The 22,920-nt window shown below is 69.8% G+C and carries 21 protein-coding genes; 3 read left to right on the plus strand and 18 right to left on the minus strand.

The features are described from left to right. Window positions 1-11 precede the first annotated feature (11 nt). The 4 genes from AB0389_RS19230 to AB0389_RS19245 are packed head-to-tail and all read right to left on the minus strand — an operon-like array spanning window position 12 to window position 4,378. Window positions 12-1,025, minus strand: coding sequence for an NAD(P)H-dependent glycerol-3-phosphate dehydrogenase (locus AB0389_RS19230; protein WP_366396609.1), 1,014 nt, complete (start codon window positions 1,023-1,025; stop codon window positions 12-14). Beyond that, a complete protein-coding gene (locus AB0389_RS19235) occupies window positions 1,022-1,933 on the minus strand; it encodes a class I SAM-dependent methyltransferase (protein ID WP_366396610.1) in 912 nt (303 codons plus the stop codon). The genes AB0389_RS19230 and AB0389_RS19235 overlap by 4 nt, the downstream gene beginning before the upstream one ends. Next, window positions 1,930-3,078 (minus strand): YcaO-like family protein, encoded by a 1,149-nt coding sequence (locus tag AB0389_RS19240; RefSeq protein ID WP_366396611.1) that lies wholly within the window; start codon window positions 3,076-3,078, stop codon window positions 1,930-1,932. Before AB0389_RS19240 ends, AB0389_RS19235 begins: the two co-directional genes overlap by 4 nt. Then, window positions 3,065-4,378: a TfuA-like protein gene (locus AB0389_RS19245; protein WP_366396612.1), complete on the minus strand. Its 1,314-nt coding sequence runs from the start codon at window positions 4,376-4,378 to the stop codon at window positions 3,065-3,067. Before AB0389_RS19245 ends, AB0389_RS19240 begins: the two co-directional genes overlap by 14 nt. Before the next feature lie 444 nt (window positions 4,379-4,822). Here AB0389_RS19245 and AB0389_RS19250 point away from each other — a divergent pair, with 444 nt between their 5' ends. Beyond that, entirely contained in the window at window positions 4,823-6,262 is a 1,440-nt protein-coding gene (locus AB0389_RS19250) for a hypothetical protein (protein WP_366396613.1), read from the plus strand. 53 nt (window positions 6,263-6,315) lie between these two features. Here the strand turns inward: AB0389_RS19250 and AB0389_RS19255 are convergent, their stop codons facing one another. From AB0389_RS19255 to mobF, 3 genes are all read right to left on the minus strand, one after another. Beyond that, entirely contained in the window at window positions 6,316-6,603 is a 288-nt protein-coding gene (locus AB0389_RS19255) for a hypothetical protein (protein WP_366396614.1), read from the minus strand. A 149-nt stretch (window positions 6,604-6,752) separates the two neighbouring features. After that, window positions 6,753-7,358 (minus strand): hypothetical protein, encoded by a 606-nt coding sequence (locus AB0389_RS19260; protein WP_366396615.1) that lies wholly within the window; start codon window positions 7,356-7,358, stop codon window positions 6,753-6,755. 231 nt (window positions 7,359-7,589) lie between these two features. Beyond that, window positions 7,590-11,999: a MobF family relaxase gene (gene mobF, locus AB0389_RS19265; RefSeq protein ID WP_366396616.1), complete on the minus strand. Its 4,410-nt coding sequence runs from the start codon at window positions 11,997-11,999 to the stop codon at window positions 7,590-7,592. A 345-nt stretch (window positions 12,000-12,344) separates the two neighbouring features. Between mobF and AB0389_RS19270 the strand changes: the two genes are divergently transcribed. Next, window positions 12,345-13,100, plus strand: a complete 756-nt coding sequence (locus AB0389_RS19270) for a hypothetical protein (protein ID WP_366396617.1) — start codon at window positions 12,345-12,347, stop codon at window positions 13,098-13,100. Window positions 13,101-13,196: 96 nt separating this feature from the next. After that, window positions 13,197-13,790 carry a hypothetical protein gene (locus AB0389_RS19275; RefSeq protein ID WP_366396618.1) on the plus strand — a complete coding sequence of 198 codons (594 nt, stop codon included), beginning with the start codon at window positions 13,197-13,199 and terminating at the stop codon, window positions 13,788-13,790. Between the two features lie 108 nt (window positions 13,791-13,898). Here AB0389_RS19275 and AB0389_RS19280 read toward each other — a convergent pair whose 3' ends face one another. From AB0389_RS19280 to AB0389_RS19330, 11 genes are all read right to left on the minus strand, one after another. Beyond that, the gene (locus tag AB0389_RS19280; protein ID WP_366396619.1) at window positions 13,899-14,558 is read right to left on the minus strand and encodes a hypothetical protein; all 660 of its coding nucleotides are present in this window, start codon (window positions 14,556-14,558) and stop codon (window positions 13,899-13,901) included. A gap of 47 nt (window positions 14,559-14,605) precedes the next feature. Beyond that, window positions 14,606-14,893: a DUF6211 family protein gene (locus AB0389_RS19285; RefSeq protein WP_366396620.1), complete on the minus strand. Its 288-nt coding sequence runs from the start codon at window positions 14,891-14,893 to the stop codon at window positions 14,606-14,608. Between the two features lie 238 nt (window positions 14,894-15,131). Beyond that, window positions 15,132-15,659, minus strand: a complete 528-nt coding sequence (locus AB0389_RS19290; RefSeq protein ID WP_366396621.1) for a GNAT family protein — start codon at window positions 15,657-15,659, stop codon at window positions 15,132-15,134. Window positions 15,660-15,767: 108 nt separating this feature from the next. Continuing rightward, on the minus strand, window positions 15,768-16,085 hold the full coding sequence (locus tag AB0389_RS19295) for a TipAS antibiotic-recognition domain-containing protein (protein WP_366396665.1): 318 nt from the start codon (window positions 16,083-16,085) through the stop codon (window positions 15,768-15,770). A 93-nt stretch (window positions 16,086-16,178) separates the two neighbouring features. Then, the gene (locus AB0389_RS19300; RefSeq protein ID WP_366396622.1) at window positions 16,179-17,189 is read right to left on the minus strand and encodes a DUF3560 domain-containing protein; all 1,011 of its coding nucleotides are present in this window, start codon (window positions 17,187-17,189) and stop codon (window positions 16,179-16,181) included. A gap of 246 nt (window positions 17,190-17,435) precedes the next feature. Beyond that, a complete protein-coding gene (locus tag AB0389_RS19305; RefSeq protein WP_366396623.1) occupies window positions 17,436-17,816 on the minus strand; it encodes a DUF6409 family protein in 381 nt (126 codons plus the stop codon). A gap of 120 nt (window positions 17,817-17,936) precedes the next feature. Beyond that, window positions 17,937-18,821 carry a hypothetical protein gene (locus AB0389_RS19310; RefSeq protein WP_366396624.1) on the minus strand — a complete coding sequence of 295 codons (885 nt, stop codon included), beginning with the start codon at window positions 18,819-18,821 and terminating at the stop codon, window positions 17,937-17,939. Between the two features lie 147 nt (window positions 18,822-18,968). After that, the gene (locus AB0389_RS19315; protein WP_366396625.1) at window positions 18,969-19,166 is read right to left on the minus strand and encodes a hypothetical protein; all 198 of its coding nucleotides are present in this window, start codon (window positions 19,164-19,166) and stop codon (window positions 18,969-18,971) included. Window positions 19,167-19,240: 74 nt separating this feature from the next. Then, complete coding sequence (locus AB0389_RS19320; RefSeq protein ID WP_366396626.1) at window positions 19,241-20,464, minus strand: hypothetical protein; 1,224 nt, start codon at window positions 20,462-20,464, stop codon at window positions 19,241-19,243. 136 nt (window positions 20,465-20,600) lie between these two features. Continuing rightward, window positions 20,601-21,014, minus strand: a complete 414-nt coding sequence (locus tag AB0389_RS19325; RefSeq protein ID WP_366396627.1) for a hypothetical protein — start codon at window positions 21,012-21,014, stop codon at window positions 20,601-20,603. A gap of 73 nt (window positions 21,015-21,087) precedes the next feature. Continuing rightward, the gene (locus tag AB0389_RS19330; protein ID WP_366396628.1) at window positions 21,088-22,860 is read right to left on the minus strand and encodes a ParB N-terminal domain-containing protein; all 1,773 of its coding nucleotides are present in this window, start codon (window positions 22,858-22,860) and stop codon (window positions 21,088-21,090) included. Window positions 22,861-22,920 lie beyond the last annotated feature (60 nt).

Here is a 22,920-nt window from a genome sequence, read left to right on the forward strand (position 1 = left end):
GGCGCGCGGGGTCAGCGCTCGGGCTTCGGGGGCCGCTGCATCAGCGCGGCAACGGCCTCGTCGAGGGTGACGTTCTCGTGGAGCAGGGCGGAGATGATGTCCGTGATCGGCATGTCGATCCCGTGGACGCGGGCGAGGCCGAGGATCGCCTCCGCGCTCTTGACGCCTTCGGTGGTCTGCCGGGTGTGGGTGGTGGCCTCTTCGACGGTCATTCCGCGGCCGAGGTGGGTGCCGAACGTGCGGTTGCGGGAGAGCGGGGAGGAGCACGTGGCCGTCATGTCACCCATGCCCGCCAGACCCGCGAGGGTGGCCGGATCGGCTCCCAGGGCCACGGCCAGCCGGGTGGCCTCCGCCAGGCCCCGAGTGATGAGCATGGCCGCCGCGTTGTGGCCCAGGCCCATGCCCGCGGAGATGCCGACCGCGAGAGCGATGACGTTCTTTACGGCGCCGCCCAGTTCACAGCCGATCACGTCGGTGCTGGTGTAGGGCCGGAAGTACGGTGTGTGGCAGGCGACTTGGAAGCGGCGGGCGGCGTCCTCGTCCGGACAGGCGACGGTGGCGGCGGCGGGCTTGCCGTCCATCACCTCACGGGCGAGGTTCGGCCCCGACAGCACCGCGATCCGGTCCGCGGGGACGCCGGTCGCCTCGGCGATCACCTCGCTCGCCCGCTGTCCGGTGCCCAGCTCGATGCCCTTCATCAGCGACACGATCACCGTGTCACGTCCGATGTACGGAGCCCACGCCGCGAGGCTGGCCCGCAGGGACTGCGCGGGGATGGACAGTACGAGGTAGTCCGCGCCGTCGAGTGCGGCGGCCGGATCGGTCGTGGCCGTCAGGGACGCGGGCAGTTCGATGTCCGGGAAGTAGCCCGGGTTCCGGTGGCTGGTGTTGATCGCGTTGGCGACCTCGTCCCGGCGGGCGTGCACGATCACGTCGGTGCCGGCATCCGCCAGGATCTTGGCTACGGCCGTACCCCACGACCCGGCCGAGAACACCGCCGCACGGGCGGGGCGGTGCTGGCTCACTGTGGGGTCCTCTCGCTGGACTCGGAGCCGTCGTCCGAGGGGCGTACGGGCCCGGTCATCGTACCGGCCGGCCCGAAAGCCGCTGGTGATTGCGGCGGGCGGCGCAGGGTCAGCAGGACCGCGCGGCGCCCGGGGAGCGCGGGCAGCATTTTGTGCGCCTCACGCAGCATGTTCCGCGCCTGGACGTCACCGAGTTCGCGTCGCAGGTCCTCCGCGTGGCCGGTCCACAGCCGGTAGAGGCGTTCCCACATCTCGGGCTCGGCGGGCCGCTCGTCCACGTGCTCCACGGTGAGTCCGACGGCGCGGGCCTGCTTCTCCCAGGCCGGTACGGCGCCACGTCGCAGGGCCCGGGTCATGACCAGTCGGCCGCCCGGCGCCAGTACGCGGCCGAGTTCGCGCATCGCGCCGTCCCGGTCCGGGGCGATGCTGAAGGCGTCCACGCACACGATGCCGTGGGCGCAGCCGTCGGGCAGGCCGGTGGCGTCCAGCCGGGCTACGTGGAAGGCCGCGCGGTCGGCGGGGGCGATGAAGCGGGGCCGGCGGGCGGTGGCCTGCGCGACCGCGACGGCGGAGATGTCGAAGCCGGCCAGGCGTGCGGCGAGGGCGCGGGCCAGCCAGAGCCCGATGCCGCCGGTGCCGCAGCCCGCGTCCACGAGGAGTTGGCCGCGCCGCATCCGCAGCCGGGCGGCCATCAGCCCGAGCAGGGGCCAATCGCATGAGCTGGAGTCGGCGACCTCGTGCGGGTAGTCCTCTCCCATCGCCGCGCTGTAGAGGCGCGCGACCAGGTCGGTACGTGTCCGCGCGGCGTGGAACGCGTCGAACTGCGCCGCGAGCTGTTCGAAGGGCGCGGCCGGCGTGGTGGGCGGAGTGTCGGTGCAGTGTGTGGGAGTGGTGGTGGGGTGTGTCATCGGGGCATCGCCCTTCTGATCCGTGAGCGTGTGCCGGGGCAGATGACCTGTACGGCGTGGATGGGCTCGGTGGCGTCGGACAGGTCGAGTGCCACCGGCTCGTGCCCGGTGACCTGCTCGATGCGGCGCGCCACTCGCCTGGTTTGGGCGGCGAAGCCGTCCCCGGTCTGTTCGTAGCGGGCCGTTGCCTCCGGCCACGGTGCGAACCTGCCGCTCCGTACCGGGTGTACGGGCAGGGTGTCGAACGAGCCGGGATCGCTGGGCAGATCGTCGCGCGTACCGGCGATGGCCGTCAGCCGCGACTGCGCCGCCTCCGTCAGCGCCCGGGTCAGCGCGATGCCGGGGTCGATGTGGCAGCCGCCACCGGCGAACACCACCGGGAAGTCCTCCGACCACAGGTAGGCCAGACACACCGGCAGTCCGTACGGGCCGTCCACGAGGGCCAGTTCCACCGACATTCCGGCGGCCGTCACCCGGTCGATCACCTCCCGGCCGTCGGGGTCCTCGACCGTCCCCGGGTCGATCAGCGTCCGCGAGCGCCCGCCCGCCGCCCCGTCCCGGTACAGCACATCCCGCTCGACCACTTCGTACAGGGCGTGCAGCAGCGCCTCATCACGGGTGTTCCCGCAGGCCAGGCCGGTGCTGGTCGCACGTAGCAGATCCGGGCTCCACGGCGGTCGCTGCGCCCGGCGGCGGACCAGGTCGAGCGGCAGCAGTACCTTCTCGCCGCTGACCAGGCCGGTACCGGGCGTCCACTCCCACACGATCCGGGAAAGGTTCCGCTCGCCGTACGGGACGGTCAGCGGGAGCGCCGGCAGGGGGCAGCCCGGGGCGATGTCCTCGGCCGGGCCACGTGCCGCGACGAGCAGGGGCTGTTCGACGTGCCACAGCTCGATCGCCTCCATCACCGCCGACAGCTTCGCCAGCAGATCGGTGGCGCCCTTGCCCTGGGACGTACTCAGGGTCAGGGAGGCGGGCCGTACCGCCGTCCAGACCGGCAGCCCGATACAGTCCAGGCCCGTCAGGTTGGCGACGCGGGTGATCCCGAAGTCGGGCAGGCGCCCGGCCACCATCTCCCACGTCTCCTCGGGGGACCGGGCCCGTACTGTGCCCGGCAGCACCACCAGGCCATCACCGCTCACCATGTGCCGTCTCCCTCTCCGTGTGCCCGTTCTTCGTGTGTCCGTACGCCGTGTGCTCGCTCTCCGTGTGCCCGTACGCCGTGCGCTCGTTCCGCTCGGCAAGGAATCCGGGCACCAGCCGCTTGGCCGCTTCCACCGCGCGCGCCCCGTACACGAGCCCACGGGCGGACGCTTCCGCGTCGAGCCGCTCCGCAGGACACCTCCATACCTCCAGCAGAAGCGCGCGGGTGACGTCGTCGCGCACCGCACCGGTCGAGAACCCGGGCCGGCCCCGGCGGGCCAGCGCGAGAGCCTCTGCGTACCGGGCGACCGCCTGCCGGTCCTCGCGGGTCTCGCCGCCCAGCAGCAGGGCTGCGCTCTCCTCGTCCCGTAGATCCACCGCCGGATGAAAGAGCTGATGGGCGGCCAGGACCCAGCCGCCGGCCTCGGCCAGCCGGGCGGCGAGCGGCAGGCCCGGCCCTCCGTCACCGAGCTGCCGCGAACAGTGTTCGAGGTACGCCGCCCACCTCTGCGCGAAACCTGGATCGAAGACCTGCTGGTAGACGACGCGATCCTCGGTGGACAGCTCCCGCCCGTCCACCCGGCTGCGGGCGAAGAAGTTGGACCACCGGCGAAGGTGCGTGGTCTCGCGCACCGGTACGTGCACGGCCTGCGGTGTCCAGCCGTCCCGTGCGGCGCGTACGGCCATAAGGGCATCGTCGCGCTTGATGTCGCCGAAGTGACGGTCCCGTTCCCGCTGTTCGGCCAGCCACCCGGCGAACTCGCTCTCGCCGTGGTGACGACTGACCGCCCGTACCGCCGCCATGGTGCGCTGCGGGTAGTACACCGCGCGCAGCCCTGCCAGCAGCCCGGCGGCCCGCTCCTGATCGATCACACCGGCCGACCGGGCCAGCCGGAGGATGTGGCGCAGGGTGACCACCGGCCAGGTCAGCGCGGACCATCCCCCGTCCGGGGCCTGCCCCACCGCCACCTCGTCGTCGCCGTCGATCTCTCCCCGGACGTAGGCGGTGAAGATACGGCCGACCCCGAGCATCCCGAACGGTGCCAGCTCGGCCGCCCGCAGCGCGCCGATGCTCGCCGCCCCGATCACCGTTACACCCCGGCCCATCGCGGCCAGGATCTCCTTGTGGCGCAGTGCCGGGGCCTGGTGGTACACCCCGTCGATGAGCACCACCGTGTCCCCGCCACGGATCGCGGCGTCGAACAGGTCGCCGTGCCGCGCCGGTGGCCACATCCGCATGCCCACCTCGTCGAGCTCCGGTTCGGACCGTGACAGCGTCGGTCCGACGAATACATGAATCACTCCGGCCTCCTGGCGAATCGCGAGGGGTGCGAGGGGTGTCCCTCCCCGGCGGGGAGGCCGGCGAGGAGGGACACCCGGGTCAGGACGTGCGAGAGGACTACTCCTCGTCCTCGACGTCGACGGCGACCACCACGGGCCCGGTGAGGGGCTCGGTCTCCTCCACGGGCTGGACGGCCGCGGCAGCGATCTGAGACTTGGGCATGAACATGGGACTCCTCCTGAAAAAGGGGGTTTTAGCGGGCCGGATCGGCGCGCTCCCACAGTCCAGCGCCTCGGCCACACCGCCCACCACCCCCGCCCGAGTGCTGACTCAGCCCCAACGCATCTCGTCAGGTGACGACTTGGCGCGAGTCAGGGGCGAAGTCGTCACCTCCTGCCACTGGCCAAACAGCCTCCCGCGCCCGCTCTCCTCCGCTACCGTCATGGGTCGGCGCAAGGGAGACCATGACTGAGCGCAGCGGCACGCAGAACGCCCAACTAGCCAAGTATTTAGAGCACTTGAAGTGGTCGCCCGCGCGTCTTGCCCGCGCCGTCAACGCTGTTCTCGGGCCCGGCTACGTCGCCCGTACCACCGTGGCCGACTGGATCACCAAGGGCCGTATCCCCCGTGACCCACTGCCCACCGTCACCGCACACGTCCTCGCCGAAGCCCTCGGCCGCCCGGTGCCGCTCCACCACCTCTGGGGGCCAGGGCTACGGCGTCCCTCCGCCGCCTGGGTACGGGCGGACGACGGCCTGCCCCCGCCCACCGCACCCGGCGCTACCGTGGAGACAGCCACGCAATGGGTGCTCCAAGACGGGGGCGACATGGACCGCAGGACCTTCCTCGCCATCAGCGGGGCAACGTTCACCGGCCCGGCCTTCAACGGTACCGCGGCTCACGCCGACACCACTCCGAACACGTCGGCACACCACACATCGGCACACGACCTTGTCGTCACGCCCGCCATCACCGACGCCGTCAGCGCCACCGTGGATGCCGTCCGCCGGCTTGACGACTCCGAGGGCGGCGACCGTTCCACCCTTCGCTACGCCCACCGGCAGTTCACGGGCGTGGCCGACTACGTACGGGCGAACCACTACACCGACCCGGCCACCCGCAACCGCACCATCAACCTCTGGGCCCAACTCGCCCAGACCATCGGGTGGATGGCGATGGACGCCGGCCTCCACGGCCTCGCGCAGCGCTACTTCCTCACCGGCCTGACCGCCGCCCACGAATCCCGCGATCCCGCCCTCGTCTCCCACATCCACGGCTGCCTGACCTATCAGGCCATCACCCTGGGCCGCCTCCGCGACGCGATCGACCTCGCCAACGCGGCCATCGCCACCGCCCGCAACGCACCCCCCGCCGTCCGGGCCCTGGCCGCCGCCCGACACGCCCACGCCCACGCCGCGCTGGGCGACATCCACGGGCTACGCCAGTCCACCGACGAAGCCCGGCGCCACCTCGACCACCCCGACGCGCTCGCCAGCCGGCCGCCGTGGCTCTACTGGCTCACCGACTTGAAGGTCGTCACCGGACAGAGCCTCATCGTCGCCGCCTTCGCGGGCAACGCGGCGGACTCTCACCGCACCGCCCTGCTCACCGAGGCCGATCCGCTCATCACCGGCTGGCTCGGGACCCACGCCGAACGCACCGAGGACCGCGACGCCCTCCTCCACGGAACCTGGCTCGCCCGCTCCTACCTGCGCCGCGACGACGTAGAGCAGGCTCTGATCACCGCCACCTCGCTGCTCCAGTACGCCGCGACCGTACGATCCGCCCAGGTCCGCGGCATCCTGCACGACCTCGAAACCGACCTCGCCCGACGCCGCGACCTGCGCACCCACCGCGGCGTCCTCCAACTACGCGCCGACCTCAAGGACGTCACGGGCGCGTGACCGCGACTGACCGCCGACCTTCGCCAAGATCCTCACCGAGTGGCAAGGCTTCCTCAGGAAGCCGGGTTCTGCGCAGGGCAATGCCAGTCGGCCGCATTGATCGCGTTTCCGTCCGCGTCACTGAGGTGGAAGCAGCTGCCGTTGACCCACACCGTGATCGAGTCGGGTCGATGGTCGACCCGAAATGACTCGTCCCTGCGCAAAGTCCCGGACCACGAACCATCCGTTGCCGGCGAGTGGGTCACAACGACACACGCCTGCATCGGCGGCATCCAATGGATATCCGCCCAGGGTTCCACGGTCAGCTCCAGCGGCACCACACTGTTGTTGCTGAGTACCATCCGTGCTGTTCCCCCCTACGAACATTCCCGGTCATTCTCCTTACACCTACCGGCGATACCGTGCGAACCCGCCATTCCTGTGTGCCACCCGGCACGATCGTCACACACGCCCCGAGTACCCGGCCCAAACGCCTACCTCACATGGGTGCTCAGAGGTAGGGGCTCCAACGGCCGAAGCGGGCCAGCAGTTTCCGCGCCGCGTCCTCGTTCAGCCCGAGGGCGGCGGCGGCCTGTTCGGTGGTCGTATCCTGCTGGGCATCGCGAGCTGGCCAGTAGCTGGTCTCCACAGCGGTCACCTCCAGCCGGCGGGCTGCCCGCAGCGCCGCCAGCGGCGAGGTCTTGGCGAGCTTCTCGATCTCTTTCTCCACCTGGCCCAGGAGATCGGTGAACGTCTCCGGCAGAGGAATAGCGGACATCGCCACCTCATCGGTGTGTTCATCCCATTCCTGCGAGCACGCGTCCGGCGCCGCCAAATCCGCATCGAACAGGTCCTGGTCGCCGATCTCGTCCCAGTCGAGCCGGTGCTCTGTACCGGTCCAGCCGCAGGAGCACACCGCGCGCAGCACGGCCGCCCGCGGGCCGTGCCCGAGGCGTCCGTCATAGGCGCTCCACTCCGAGACCGACCGTCCGCTCCCGCTGGAATTCATCTCGACGAGGACAGGGCCCGGAACGGTGCCATCGGCCAGGAGCACGCCGACCGCCCCTTCGTGCGAGGCGCCGAACTCCTCTGTCGTCCAGGTCTCCCGCTCACTCATGACACCCACCCCTTCGCCCGTCGTGTCCGGCCCGCCCCGGATGCGGGGCGGCCAGAGACGACGATGCCGAAGTCCAGGAAGCGGCACTACCGGAATCGCCGAAGAGGTGCGCCGGTTCTGTCGCACTTCGGGTACGGAGGGGCTGGACGGTGCGTCACAGGTGGCGCTGGATCCAGATAGGGAGGAGCCCGACGGAGCCCGTACCAGCTCCGTAGCAGGGCAGGTCCAGCCTCATGGCAATGGTGCGGCGGACGGAGCATCCGGTCCCGTGGAAGCCTGGTCTACCGCATCTGTCATGTGGTGTCGGCCCATGCTGTAGGGGCTCACGGGCTTCCGTGTCTGTGACCGTTCCCCGTGATTCGCCTGCGGCGGCGCGGACCGGCGGCGTTCCAGCTCAGCACGCAGGCCGGCTTCGCGGTGGGCAGCCCCGTGCGCGGTGCCTCTGGTATCCCGGGCATCCTTTCGGAGGTTCTTCGCGATCTCGCTGTCCTGCTCCTGGGCCTGGCGGAGCAGGGCGTCCTTGTGACGCTCGGCCTTCGCCGCCTCAGTCAGTACGTCTTCGTGTTCTTCGGCGGGGCCGGCAAGGGACGAAAGCTCGCGGAGCTTCCTGTTCAGCGCATTCAGTTCGTGCCCGTTCTCCTCGTGGTTCCGGTGCAGTGCTTCGCGTGCGACCTCGGTACGCACCCGGTCGTCGCCCCGCAGCGCGGTACGTCCGAAACGGCTGGTGGCGGTCAGTTGGTGTTCGAGCAGCCGCAGGCGCTCTTCCGTGCCGTGCTGCCTCGCGGTGAGTTCGGCAATGGCGTTGTTGAGTGTCGGGACCTCGTGGATGGCGGCGGCGCGGGCGTCGAGGTCCTGTCGCCGTCGAATGAGCGCGAGCGCGTTCGGCCCGGTGCCCGACGCTGCCTGCTGCTCGGCATGTGCGGCCTTTGCCTCGTTGGCTTCAGCGGCACTTCGTGTCGTGCGGGTGGCGGTGGCTGCCTTCCGGACGGCGGCGCGCAAGACGTCGTCGCTGAGGTGGCGATAGGGCGTCGAAGCAACCGGCTCGGTGCTGTCCGCCGCGGGAGCGGGAGAGCCGTTGGGTGCGGGCTGGGCGTTCCGCTTCGGGGTGTGCTCCTGCTCCGGCTCGTTGGTGCCTGGAGCGCGCGGCGTGGGGAGGTCGGCCACGATCTGGCGCAAGTGGGCGGGGACCGCGTTCTTCGGGAGTTCGGTGAGGATCATGCGTTCCTCGGTGCCACTCTCGATCTCGCGGATGAGGCCCGCGACAGCACGGTCAAGCTGCTCCTGCTCGGTGAGCGCGTCGCCAGCGCGTGCGCGGTCGGCGTCCGTCTCGTACACGGACAGCGGGAGGAAGAGGTGGGACTCCTTCTTGTCCCGGCTCATCATCGTGTAGAGCGCGTTCGCCTGCGCGCCGGGGCCGTAGACCAGGGCCTCCTGGACGCTGAGGCCCTGCGACTTGTGGCCCGTGATCGCGTATCCAAGGCTGAGTCCGCCTTGCGCGATGTAGTCGGCGTCGACCCATTCGGCGACGTCACGGTGTCCGTCGGCGGTCTTCTCGCGCCACTCGACCAGCACCCGGCGCTCGGCGTCCACCGCTCGTACGATTCCGCGGTAGCCGTTCAGCACGTCTTCGTTCTCGCCTCGGCTCCGCTTGCCCCGGTAGTCGTTGGCCCGAATGAGGACCTGGTCACCGACGGACAGCGTCAGTTCTCCTCCGCCGGGCAGGGCGTAGACGTGCTCCGGGCCGGGGAGGTGGCCGTCGGCCTTGCGCAGAGCGCGGGCGCCGACGTTCAGTTCCTCCACGATCTCGTTGGTGGCGGCGAGCATGAGGAGCTGCTGCACGGCGGTGTGGTCGTCGGTGTGCGCGGCGCGTTTGTCTGCCCAGACGGTGAGCATCGCGGCGAGTGTCGTGTCCTTGTCCGCGAGGGCGTGCACGCGGCCGGTTCCGGCGAAGGCGCGGAGCGCTTCGACCCTGTTGTCGTCGCGCCACAGCTCCAGTGCCCGGCGCTCGACCATGTCCTTCTGCCGGAAGTTCTGGTTGAGGCTGAGGCCGCCAACGAGGTGGTGGACGGCGGCGAAGCTGCCGCCGATGCCGGGTGAGTGCAGCTGCTTCGGGTCACCGATGCCGACGACCTTCGTGCCGGTCGTGGCGGCGTGTGCGAGGAGTTCGGCGATGTCGCGGTCGTCGCACATCGCGGCCTCGTCCACGACCAGCACGTCAACACCCTTGAGCCCGGCGCCGCCGGTACGGATGCCGGTGAGCCAGGACGCGAGGGTACGGGACTCGATACCCGCCTCGGCCTTCAAGTTCGCGGCGGCGACGGCGGCCGTGCTCGCTCCGGCGATGACGAATCCGTGGGCCTCCCACGCCTGCCGGGCGGTGTCCATGATCGTGGTCTTGCCCGCTCCGGCGATGCCCACCACGGCGTCGATGCCGTGTCCGGCGGTCAGCAACCGTTCGAGTACGGCGCGCTGTTCGTCGGAGAACGTGAAGGTGCCGCCGTGCTGGGCTTCGACGGTGGAAAGGGTCAAGTCGACCGTGTCGCGGCTGACGACGGCGACCTGCGTGTCGAGACGGCTCGTGGCCTCGGAGACGATGAGCGTTTCCGCGGCCACGATGTCCGCCGTCGTGTACCGGTCGGCGTGGGTGAAGTGCTGGGCGCCCTTGGGGTTCAGCTGGACCGCGTATCCGGCATGCCGGAGTACGGAGTCGGTGAGCCGCTCGCCCTCCTCGGCGTCCGCGACTCCGTACGGGAGTGCGTCCAGCACGGCGGCGATGGCGGCGGCGTGGGTGAACTCCTTGGCATGGGCAGTGAGGCCGGTCTTGGGGTCGAAGACCTGGGCGCACAGCTCGTCCAGGGTGGGGTTCTGGTCTGCTCGGTCCTGTTCCATTGCGGTGGCTGCGATGGCGTCGGGGTCGTCTCCGGCCGCGCGGCCTTCGGCCTGCCAGTAGGCGCGGAGGACATCGTCACCGACCCCGGCGGCCTCGCCGTTCTTCGCGGCCTTGGACGCGGTGGACGCGGCGGTGCGCTCGCGGGTGGTGGCGCTGTCGTAGTCGATGCCCAGCTTGGTCAGCAGGTCCCGGACCTGATTGTCGCGCTTGCTGAACAGGCGGATCGTGGCCTCGGGGATCGCCGCGATCTCCCACGCACCGGTCCGCTCTTCGCGCCGAAAGCTGATGCCGAACTTGTCCGTCAGCTCCCTCCGGATACGGGCGTTCATGAGCGACTGCGTGGCGCGAGTGTGCCGGTGGAGGTCCCGGCCCCCGCCGGCCATGGTGGACCACTTACCGTCGGTGCCCTTGACCATGTTGGCCAGGGTGAAGTGCAGGTGGAAATGCGGGTCGCCGTACGGGGCACCGTCCACGGGACGGGCCGCGCGGTGCACCATCATCCAGCCGGAAAACCCGCTCGTCCTCACGGTCTCCGCCTCGTCACCATCGCCGTGGCGACCGCGCATGCCGTACGCCGTCCACCGTTCCAGGGCGCTGATGGACTCGCGGCCGGCGGCGGTGTAGATGCCCTCCACCTCGGCGGCGATCTCCTCGGGTGCGTAGGCGAGGAACGCGGACTTCGACTTCGCGAGATCCAAGGTGACGTCGGCGCCGAAGTTGCCGACCTGCACGCGTCCTTCGAGGAGGGCGGCCTTGATCTCCTCGGCGTCCCACACGTCCTCGGGCGCGAGCCCTGCCGCCTTGGCCATGGCGACGGCTTCACGTACGTCCATGGGCAGGTCCCGGAGGCGGCGTTCACCCTCGCCCGCGGTCTGGGCGTAACGACGCTTCGCGGACGCGGCGGTGAACAGGTCGGCGGGCTGCTGCCCGGTCTCGGCGGCGCGCGCTTCGACGGCACGCAGAAGGGCGCGGGCGTCGAGGTGGCCGCCCGCCTCGGCGGCCACGGCCTTCTCCAACGCGTCTTCGCCGTACAGGCCGACGGCGTCGATGCCGACCGCGTCGGCGAGCTTGAGCAGGGTGGAGGCCGGGACGCGGTGCGACTCCCCGAACCGCTTGAGCTGGCTCTCCATCCTGCGGAAAGCGTCCTGCTTCCGCTTGGAATCCAGCAGGGTCACGGGGTGCACGCTGCGCTCGGCGGCAGCGCGGCGGATGGCACGGGCCAGCGGGGCGGCGGGGAGCTTCGCGGCCGGCGCGATGGCGAGCTTGGGCTCTACGAGGGTCTGGCCGGTCCGGGGGTCCTCACCGTGCATGAGGCGGCGGGCGGCCTGGAAGTGCTCCGGGGCGAGAACGCTGCCGGGAGTGATGCCGAACTCGCCGAGTCCGTGGCCGATCCACACCAGGGGCCGTTCGCTGGCATCCAGGTGGTAGTCCACCTGCCCGTCGGCGGCCGGTCGGGGAAGGGCCTGTTCGCCGTACAGCTCGCGGGCGTCGAACCCGGCTGCGACGGCGACTTCGACAGCGTCGAACCCGGTGAAGCGCGCGGCGCCCTTGCTGCGTATGAGCCCGCGGGCGCGGAAGAACGCGCGCTTGGCCTCGCGGGAGCCGAGCAGGGAGGCGACGGGGGCACCGGCCGCTTCGGCCTTGGCCTCGACGGCGGCGACGAGGGGAGCCGCGTCGACCGTGGTGGACTTCCCGCAGCCGTGACCGCCGGTCAGGCGGTACTCAACCTGCTCGCCGGAGGGGCCGATCATGGTCACCCACCCCATCGGCCCGATCACCCCCCGTTGCTGATTCAGGCAGAACCAGCCATCTTGTCCGTTTGTATCGTCACGAAGTGACGATACCTTGGTCCTCTATCCATACACTCCCTCATCAGCTCTTACGTTCGGGAGCTGCGGTCGGGAACGGGGGATGCGGTGTCGGTGGTCGTTGAGATGGAGAAGGTCTGGAGGCCGTCTGCTACGGATTTCCGGGCAGGGCGACGCCCTCTGTGGTGGACTGTTGGCCCGGCAGGAGAACTTGCTGTTCTGCTTGTCCATCGCACGTACCTACGCCAAACCCCCTACATCAAGGGCTGGGTGGGATGGCACCCAAAGGTGCCGTTCGACGGGGTACTGGTGATTCGCCAGGCCGACGGATCAGTTCAGCGTCGGCCGATCGAGGACATAAAGGTCTGGCCCAGTCACATCGCCCTTCTCCCGAGCTCCCGACTCCTCATCGCAGGTAGTCGCACGCGCAAGGAGGACACCGGCTCGTGGAAGCCGAACGCCGTGGTGCTCTCGCTGAAGAGCGGCGAGCAGGAGGGCACCTTCTGCATCGGCGACGACATCCCTGCTCTGGTGACCGATCACGTCGGATCAATCTGGACAGCTTATGGAGATGAGGGCATCTACGGAGGGCATCCCGAGTCGGGAGCCGGGCTCGCCGGCTGGAGCGCCGATGGGCAAGCGATCTGGGCGCCGGAAGACCGCCTTCCCGACGTGCCCTTGGGGGGCCACACCACCGCCACCGAGGGCGATCGGGTGTGGCTGATCTGGTACTCCGGCGGTCGGCTCGGCGACACGTTCCTGACGCGGATCACCCCCTCCACAGGTGAGGTGACCAGCTGGCTCAGCCCCGTACCTCATCCGGACGGATTCGCCGTACGCGGCCATCGAGCGGTCCTGACCGAGCGCGTTCACAACCGGCGGGCAACCGAAGTGGTCCGAGCCGAACTGGTCGGCGATACCTGGAGCGTGACTGAGCGACGCAAAATCCGGGTGCCCGGACGGGTTGTCATGCACTGCGGTCAAGGACGCGACGGCTTTCTGTGGCTTCGCGCCGGCGACACCTGGCTTCGCATCGAAGCCTGATACAGCCTGCCGAGTGTCACGACCTGCTCGATGGGCTCGATGAGGTCATCGAGCAGCTCCTGCCGTCGGCGGAAAACCGTGGTTCAGAATCAGGGCATGGACGTGCCCAAGCTGCTGGAAGCCGCTTCTCTGCTGGTTCCTGAGGAGAACGCCACCGAGAACGACATCACGGTGGACGACGTCTGGGAGTACCTCACCCACGACGAATGGGAAGTGGCCCTCGGGCTGCTGGAAGAACTCGGTAACGTCCAACCGCTTCCGCTCAGCTTCTGGGAAGCCCTGGCTTCCGCAGCCGAACAGATGCGGCTGGACAAGAGCGCGGCCTGGTGCCACTGGCGCTGCTACGAGACCCGCAACGGCATCATCCGAGCCGACCTCACCCTCCGCCTGGCCGCCGAAGCGCGACGACAGACACCTATCTCCGGCGTCGGCGTCCTGCGACCGATGTGGAACATCGGAAACCGCACCCCTACCGGCGAACCAACCCTCAACATCGCCCGGCTCTGGGTGGAGTTCACGCACTTCCTAGAGCCCGGTGGGCGTGCCCCGGTACGGCTGGCTCCTCTTGACCCCTCGCATTGGCAGCACCTTCAGCCCGGCCAAGTAATCACCATGTACGAGGACCGATCCGTGGCAGGTACCGCGGTTGTCCTGGAGGTTCAGCGGCCCACGACCACATCCACCGCGTAGAACGAGCGCGGTCGGCCCGGAGGGACGGTGGCGTGCTTTTCGCCAGCCGTAGGCCGGGGAGCGCGAACGTTCACAAGTGGGCCACCGCAGCGCGGGGATCGGGTGCGACTACTCCTCCGGGTGCTCACGGGCGGAGTTGAGGATCAGGTTCCAGGTCGGGCGGGAGTAGGTCTTCTCGGTCGTCTGCTGGAGCTGTGGGATCAGCTCGGAGTTCTTCGCACCGGGGTTCGCCGCGAGGGCCTGTCGGGCGAGGGTGAGCCGTTCGTCTCCCTGGTACGGGTAGGTCTGCCCTCGGGGGCGACCCTTGGGGCGTCCGCCGGCGTGGCCGCGGCCCTTGCGTTCGGCTACGTACTTCCAGAGCTTCCAGCGCTTCCACTTCGGGCGTTGCCGACCGCTGGGGAGTTGGTCGTAGCTGTCGGGTTCGGGCCAGCCCTCGGGCGGGCTCTTGATGTAGTGGGAGACGGTGGCGGAGTCGGCGAAGCCGCAGACGCGGGCGGCTTCGGCGGGGCCGACTTCCTCGTCGGGGTCGCCGGTGAGGTTCGGGGCGTGGGTGGTGGCGGCTGCGGCACGTTCACGTTGGAGTTCGTGGTGCCACTTCGCCCAGACGTCGCCGTCCCAGTGCATGACGCCGTCGATGGTCTCGGCGACCGGTGGGTGAGCGTTGTTCTCGCGGTCCGTCCAGAGGTTCTGGAGGGTGGGCTCGCTGAGGTGGTGGACCTTGCGAAGGTCGGCGCGGGAGTAGAGCGTACGGCCGTTGTCACGCTGCACAGAGAGTCTCCTGTTCTTGTTCGGAGCGTGGCCCGAGGCCGGCGAAGTCATACGCCGGCCTCGGAATCCGGAGTGGGCGACCATGTGCGGCTGCCGTCCGGTTCGATACGGGTGAGGGTGGCGATCTCGTCCACGGTGACGGCGGCGGCCCAGTCCTCGTGGCCACGACGACCGTCGGGTCGGTTGAGCACGACGTGCTCGCTGCTCGGTCCGCTCGGCGGGAAGTCCTCGACGATCACGAAGGTGTCACCGGAGCCGGCGCCGATGCTGTTACCGGGCCTGAGCCGGGCGAGGTCGGCCGGCTGGGGAGCGTCGGGATGGTGGTCGCATAGCATGGTGGGGTCTTTCTGGTGAGAGAGACACTGACGGCCAGCGCCTTGTTGCCCTTGTGCGCTGGCCGTCGTCTTGTCTGCGGGTCCGTACGTACTGCCGTGCCGTTCGGAGGTTGCCCGCTCCGGTGACGACGATAGAATTAAACCACCTTTGCCGAGGGTGGCGGTCCCCGCCGCCTCGGCCGCACGGTTGATTCAGGCAAGGTCACCGCCACCTCGTGCGGAAGGGCAGTAACCGTCTCTAGTCGCCGAGTATCCGTTCCCACAGGAGCCCGTCCCGCCAGCTCCCGTCGAGAAAGATCGAGGAGTGCGCGACGCCGTACGGGCTGAACCCGTTGCGGCGCAGGACCCGCTGCGACGGCAGATTCTCCAGGTTGGTGGACGCCTCGGCGCGGTGCAGCCCGAGTTCGTCCGTCATCACCCGCAGTACGAGCCCGACGGCTCGGCCGGCGTGCCCTTGGTTCTGGGCGACGGTGGCGATCCAGTATCCGACGGAGCCGCGGCGCAGGTGGGGTTGCGGCAGGATTCCTCCGACGGTGACCTGTCCGATCACCTGGTCGTCGGCGAGCACCACGCCCGGCCAGAGCGTGCCGGCCCGGTATCCGGCCAGCAGGCTGTCGATCCGTTCCGCCTGGCCCTCCGGGGTGAAGAAGTCGGCCGGCTGAGCCGGTTCCCACGGCCGGAATGCCTCGACGTCCCGTGCCCGGTGCGCGGCGATCGGGGCGGCGTCGGTGGGCTCGATCAGACGGATCCTGGTGCTGCTGCGCATGGGCTGGTCCTCGTCGCGACGCATCGGATGAGACGGCCAGCGTAGGCGAGGGTCCCCGCGCCGCCACGGGGGTTCCGTTCCCGTAGCGGCGACCCTGTCCGGCTCGGCTCAGCTCAGCCGTGTCGTGGCGTAGGCCTCGATGGCGTCCCGCTGGTACGTGGACAGGCCCGGGGCAATCGTCTCGTACACGGCGCGCCACTGTTCGTTTTCTGTGCAGGAGCGTCCAATTGCGCGGTACTCGTCGGCAGTGACCGTGCGGAATGGGGATACGGCCCGGTACGGGGCGTGGACTTCTGCCTCGACGTAGTCGGCGTCGGCGTGGGTACCGGCGACCAGTAGCTCGGCGAGCCGGATCATCTGTTGCAGCACCTTGAGGGTGATCAGGTACTCGTCATCGGTGGTTCCGTCGTGGGCCTGCTTTCGCATGGCCGTCCGGCGCTCCGCGGACTGGCGATAGACCTCGGCTCCACCTCCGGTCAGCTGAAGGCGGTTCTCGTTGCCGAGCGCGAGCAAGAGGCGCTACTCGGTGGCGGCCGGCGGCTTCTCGCCCATCCCCTCGGCGCTCATCCGCCCGGTGACGCCGTCGTACGGGACCGTCCACGTCCAGTCGAGCCGGTTGTCCTCCGCCCGGACGACGGCCTGACCAATGCCGTTGTGGATGTGCGGGATGGTCACCGACTTCGGGTTGACGCGCAGGACCTCGTACCAGGTGCCTCGGTGGAGTACGAAGTCACCGCGCTGGAAGTCGGCCTTCGACCAGACTTTGAAGCCCTGGGTCTCGGCGTCCTTGATGATCTGCTGCCAGTGCTCGATCTCTTCGGTCAACTCCTGGTGCCAGATTGTCAGTTCCGGGTCGTCGGGGTTGCGGGAGTACCCCTTGGCGGACTCGCCGCGCTGCCATTTCTCGACCGCTCGGAAGTCGGCCCGCAGCTTGCGGAGGCGGCGGAGGGTTCGGCCGGGGTCCTTGCGGAACCGCTCGTAGTTGGCGGCGGCCTGCTCCCGGCCGGCCCAGTGCTGGGCGCGGTCGTGCTCGCTGATGCTCTTGCGCATCGCGTTGTCCATCCGCGCGTGATCGCGGCGGGCGCGGCCCTCGGAGTGGTGACCAAGGAGGATCGGCTGACCACCGGCGAACCGCTCGGATATCTCGTGGCTCGACTTCCAAGCAGCCTCGGAGTTCCGGGCGGCGTTGTCGGCGTATCCGCTGAACCTCTCCGCCCGGCTTTCGGCCTTCTCTTCCCGGTTCTGCTCGGCCTCGGTGAACGTACGGCGGTCGGCGTTGTCGATGGTCAGTGTGGTCTCGAAGCCCGCGGCTCGGAGGCGCTGTGCGAGGAGTTCGAGCGAGGGGGTGTGGGTGGCGTGGTCGCGGCTGTGCGGGAGGTACCAGCAGTCAAGGTTCCTGCTCCAGCGGAAGGGCTGGCGCTGGGTCCTGCCGTACTCGCGGAGCCGCAGGATCTCGGCCGATCCGTCACCCCGGCTGGTGCCCTCGATCAGGGTGCCTTCACGGCGGGTGTGGGTGATCTCGATAGTCACTGAACTGGTCTTTCCCGGTGAGAGTTTGTGGTCCGGCCGAGGGGCGGACCTTGCGTTGGAAGCGGTCCGCACCACGGGCGCGGGCCGTGAGGGACGATCGGCTCGCGGGCCGTCGCGCCCTGCGCGACGGCAGGGGCTGCCGCGCCCCCGCGGGGCGCGTCCTTCGCGGCGACGGGTGCCCGCTCGGCATGCTGGGGGCCTGCCGGTCCGGGGGTGCTGCCCTCCCCCGGACCGGTGGGCCGTCGCTCAGCTGTGGGCCAGTACGCGACGGGTAAGGCTGATGGCCTGCTCGGCGGCGCGCTCCCAGGCTGCCCGGCCGATCTCCGCGCGCAGTGCCTCGCCGTCCGCCCCGATCACGGACCATCCATCGGGGAACCCGCGCTCGATGTCCCCGAACGCGTCGGGGTGCATCGTGGTCAAGGTGTCGTCCAGCGGCGTCAGCTCGCGGGCGAACATCGCCTGCACCGTACGACCGGCTGCGGGGGCTCCCAGCGTCCAGAACCAGACGAGAAGGTTGTCTCCCCACGGGCCGACAACGACGCCGGGGCTGCTGCGGAGCTGCCGGGCCTCGCGCCAGGGGCCTGCGATGACGAGCGATCCGGTGGGGTAGTCCGTGACGGTGGTCATGTGACGTCCTTCGTGGTGAGAGGTTCCGCCGGATCCGGTCGGCCCCGGCGGGGATGTCGGGAAGGGGTGTTGCCCTCCCCTTCCCGACATCATTAATTAAACCATGTTTTGTGGCTGGGATCAACCAACTGGGGCAGGTTCACGACGGCGCTCGGCGGCCGTGGTGACGGCGTGGGCGATGGCGCGGCCGGTCTCGATGGCCCGGACGGCGGACTCGTGAACCGGGGGCTTCTTGTCCTCGGTGATGATGCCCGCGAGCGGGGGCATGATGGCCGGTCCGGGGGCGACTCCGAGAATGAGCGCGGCAACGTGGGCGGCTGACGCGACTTCGGCGGCGTGCTGCCCGGGGAGAGGGGCGGCGGCCTCGTTGATGCGTCGCCGCGCGTGGCCGTAGAGCAGGATGCGGACGGCGTTGTCGGGGGCCTCCTGGGTGAAGTCGAACCCTCCGGCCCGCTCGGGGTCCTCGTCGTACCGGTCGCGGTACTGGCTCACCAGAACATCCCGGATGACCTCGGCGGCGAGCGGGGCGGCGGTGGGCGGCTCGTACGCGTCGCCGTCGGTCTGACTGATGTCGAACACGGGCCCGGCCTTGAAGCCGGATACCTTCCGCCCCTCACCCTCACCCTCGGCGGCGGTGTCGTTGACGGCCTCCCGCTGCCCGCCGTCGGCGGCTCCGGCCGTGGCACCGTGGGCGCCTTCGACGCGCCGCTTGATCGGCGTCCATATACGGATGGATGTGGACCCCTTGACCGGGAAGCGCCCGGCCTTCCGCCAGTCTCCGGTGCTGAGTACGCGGGTGGCGTGGGGGCACTGGGCGGCGATGGCGATGGAGTTGACGGGGCTGCGGTCGGCCAGGATCGCGGCCGTGCGCATGACCGTGGTCCAGAACTCCTCACTGCCGACCATCGCGCCGTACGCGCGGTCCATGACCGCTTCGAGTTCGCCGCGCATCCTGGCGCTGTAGGCGCGTCGCTCTTCTTCGGTCATCTTCGGCTTGCGGGGCATGTCGTGGTCCTCCTGATGAGAGATCGGGATCCGGGGCCGGCTGGCCCCACGGTGCAGGTCGGGGACCCTCCCCCTTCCGGCAGTTGGTTCCGGTGGCGCGCCGCGCGGGCGCGCCACCGATGAAGTGCGTTCTCACCTCTGGCGCATTCAGTCCTGCGGGTGGCCCTTCGCCGTGGGACGTTCGGCCGGGCAGCGGTGGTTGATGATCTGAACGAGCCGCTTTTCCACGTACTCCGGCGGCCCGGTTATCTCGGCCGTAAGGCCGCATCGGCACGTATAGGACGCGTGCGTGGGGCCTGCGATCCAGTCGGCCAGAGTTCGGGCGATCGTCTTGAAAAGGTTCATGGCTGCTGGGCTTTCTTCGTGAGGCATTCGAACGGACTGACGGCGCGCGCGGGACGTGCGGGGCGCGCTGGGCGTCACGCTGCGGCGGGCTGGCGCTCAGCGACTCGGCACCGGGTCAGTACGGTCTGCGCGGTCTCGCCGTAGGTGCTGTGTTCCTTGACCGTCCCGGTCAACTCGACCTCGTCGCCCTTGCCGGGGACGGCGGCGGCGCTGCTGAACCAGACGTACACGTTGCCCTGCGCGTCCTGGAACTTGACCAGTCGGCGGCGCTGGGCGTGATAGCCGTACGTCCGCTCCTCCAGCTCGATCACAGTCGTGACGGTGGCGGCGACGGTGAGGCGCTCGCCTGCCGTGCCCTGGGGCGTGGAATTCCGGGCGGCCTGCTCGTTGGAGGCCCACTCCTGGTCGCGGTGCCAACCCGCGATGGCGGACACCAGGGTCGGCAGGTGGCGCGGGTCGACCGTCCCGGGCTTCGCCAACTGCCCTACCTTGTGGCGGTAGTCGGACAGACTGCCGTACCCCTGGACCGCCCATTCCCGTACGGCGGCGGCGGTCCGTGGCGCCTCGGTGTCGGCGTCGACGGTCGCGCGCCACTCCTCGGGGGCCTTGCGGTCGAAGAAGTACGACTCGACCAGAGAGGCGGTCGGCAAGGTGTTCTTCCACTCCTCGGACCGGCCGTAGAAACGGCCCTCCTGGGCGACGATCGCGGCGGTCACCCGGAGTACCTCGTCCACCGGCAACCGAAGATCGCCCGGGACCCCGCCCTCGTCGTCGCCGTCCCCATCGGAGTCCTTCAGGGTCCCGAACCTCCACAGAGCCTCAAGCCCCTTGATCGGCAGTCCGGTGTACGGCTCCACGCATGTCGTGCCCAACTGCCGGAACTCGCCGTTCTCGTGGCGAGCGAGGTAGGTGGCCGTACGGTGACGGGCGACCTTGCAGCCGTGGCAGAAGTTCTCGATCGCGCGATATCCGCGCACAGCCTCGGCGTCCTGGTCCGGCAGTCCGGGGAACAGGCTGAGGATCGCCTCCCCCTCCTCGTCGTGGTCGAGTCGGGCCACGACGGTCCACCCCCGGTGGCAGGGGATCTCCCCGAAGATCGTGACGGTGACGGTCGGACGCTGCCCGATCAGGCGGCCGTCGAACGGGTCGCGGTAGTCAGCCAGGAACGGCGCGGAGAACTCCAGCGAGTAGGCGGTGAGCCGGTGGACGGCGGCGCGGGTGTTGGTCGCCTCGACGAGCTGCCGGATGCGGGATTCCGCCGTGGCGGGGACCGAAAAACGCATGGCTGCGCTGTTCATTGCGGGTGCTCCTACTGGTGAGAGAGGTATCGAGCGCCCGGCCGCGCGGGTTGCCCTCCGCGTACGGCCGGGGTCGGGCCGGCTGGGGCCCGTGGGTGTTGGAGGTGGTGTTGCCCTCCCCCTCCAACAGGATTAATTAAACCATGTTTTCAGTTCTGGGGCAACCATCGCGGCCCGGAATCTCCAGTGCGGCGCGGTCCCGGAGGTACGCGGCGAACAGGGCGGCAACGTAACTGTCGGCGGTGCCGTACGTACGGCGGCAGTCAAGGGCGCCGATGCGCGCGCCCCGGTGACGTACGGGGAACGGCTGGCCGGGCGCGGGGACGGCGAGCGCGTACAGTCCGCGCGCGGTGTCCACGCGCAGTACGACGGCGGCGGCTTCGCGGTCGTACGCGGCTGACCAGTGGGCGGGCCCGATGCCGAACTCCGCGAGCCCTGCGGCGATGGCGCGGGCCTGCATGATGTCGGCGGTGGTGGCGGGATCCGGCTCCGCCGGGGCGGGGACGCATCCGCAACCGTGGTCGTCGGCGTGGTTCTCGAACAGAGACATACGGGGCACTGTGAGGCTCCTGAGGCGGCCGGGGGCAGAGAGGTTCCGCCCCCGGCATCGGGCGGCTGAGGGGTCAGGCGGCGGCTTCGTCGTCGCTGGCCGGTTCGTCGACCTCGGCCTCCGGGGCGCACGCCTCCTCGTCGGTGCCGGGCTCCTGCTCGGCCCCCGGCTCGCTCCCGGACGTGATCGCCGCGCGGGCCTTCTTCTTCGTCGGGTCGTACGGCTCCCCATCCACGACGGACTGCTCAATGGGCGTGAGCGGGTACCCCAGGGACGCCAGCACCTTGAACCAACGGGCGGTGGGCTTCCGCGCCCACGGAGCGTGCTGGTCGTCGGTCCGCCACGCCGACCGGCTCGCGCACTTCTCGCGGACGGCGGCGATGGCCGCGAACTGGAGCTGCGGGGCCCGGCGCGGGTCCTTCGCGACGTATCCGGAAAAGCTCGACCGGTCCTTGGCCTGCTGGGTGTTCAGCCCCAGGAAGGCGGCCAGGATCTCGGTGGTCGGCTCCTTGTTCAGGTCGTCGCAGATACCCCATGTGCCGCTGAGAAGCGCCTCGTTGACGTAACCGACCAGCGCGTTGGCGGTGCTCTTCGAGACATTGCGCTGCTTGATCAGGTCGGTGATCCACTTCCGGCGCAGGGCCTCCGCCGCATCCCAGTCAATGTTCCCCTTCTTCACGGCGGCGCGGGCGGCGCGCTCGGCTTCCTTATCGGCGCTGGTCTTCGCACTGCCGCTGACGCTGGCACCCTCGGGCACCGCGTGCCCGTACAGACCGGGGGCGGAGCAGTACGGCTCGTACCGGTCGCCCCGCCGCTCGTCGAACACCCACACCAGCCCCTTGCACTCGGCGTGCTCCTCGATACTGATGCCGCGCAGCCGCCACACGGGCACCGCCCGCTCGGACAGCTCCTCGGCGTCCCTGATCCTCTGTCCGGCCGTCTCCAGCTCGGCGCGGTGCGCCTCGGCCTTGATCCGCTTGTCGCGCTTGGTCCGCTCCACGGCAATGACCCAGTCAACGTCCACGGCGTCCGCGTCGTCCTCGGCTGCGGCCTCGGTGATCGCGGCGAGCGCTTCGGCGTCATCCGCAAACTCACCGAGAGCGGCCATGTGCTCGAACGTCCACGCGTAGCCACTCGCGACCGTGACGGCGGCGCTCAACTTCTCGTCGGACCGGACCTTCACCAGCGCCTTGACGTCCTTCTGCCGCACGCCTGCGGCCTTGGCAATGCGGCCCACCTGGGCGCCTGCCTCGGCGGCGCTGAACATCGCCTGGTTCATCTCCGACGGCGTCAGGCTCTTGCGGTGCTGGGCGGTCGTGATCATGTCGAGGAACTGTCCGGCCGCGTCGCGGTCGGCGTCGTCCCACTCGTACGGCAGGTGGGTAAGACCCGCGTCCGTCGCTGCGTGGTAGCGACGGTTTCCGTCGTTGACCTGGAGGACTCCGCCGTCAACTCGCTGGATCTTGACGGGGATCCGGCACCCCTCGATGCGGAGGGACCCCACGAACGGCGCGTCGATGTCGAGATCTTCGCGGGCGTTCTTCGGGTGCGGGGTGAGCGCGTCGATCCGGATGACCGGGCGGGGCGTAACGGGTACGGTCTCCAGCCCTGCCGCGATGGCGGCGGCCAGTCGCGTAAACCCGTCGATGACCTGCGGTACGTCGCCGTGCGTACGGACGACGTAGAGCGGCTCCCGCACTCCACCGCTCGTCACGTCGGCCAGGAGATCAGTGGGAATTTCGATGTCTCGCATGTTGCCGGGGTAGGCGGCGAGTTCGGCGACGGGGACGGTCTGCCACCGGGCGGCGGGGGCCTGAACGCCGGCCTGGATCGTAGCGGTGGTCATGGGTAAGTGCTCCTTCTGGTGAGAGGTTCCGCCGGGCGGGGGTGTTGCCCTCCCCCGCCC

The sequence above is a fragment of the Streptomyces sp. NPDC093109 genome, from assembly GCF_040701725.1.
GTDB lineage: Bacteria > Actinomycetota > Actinomycetes > Streptomycetales > Streptomycetaceae > Streptomyces.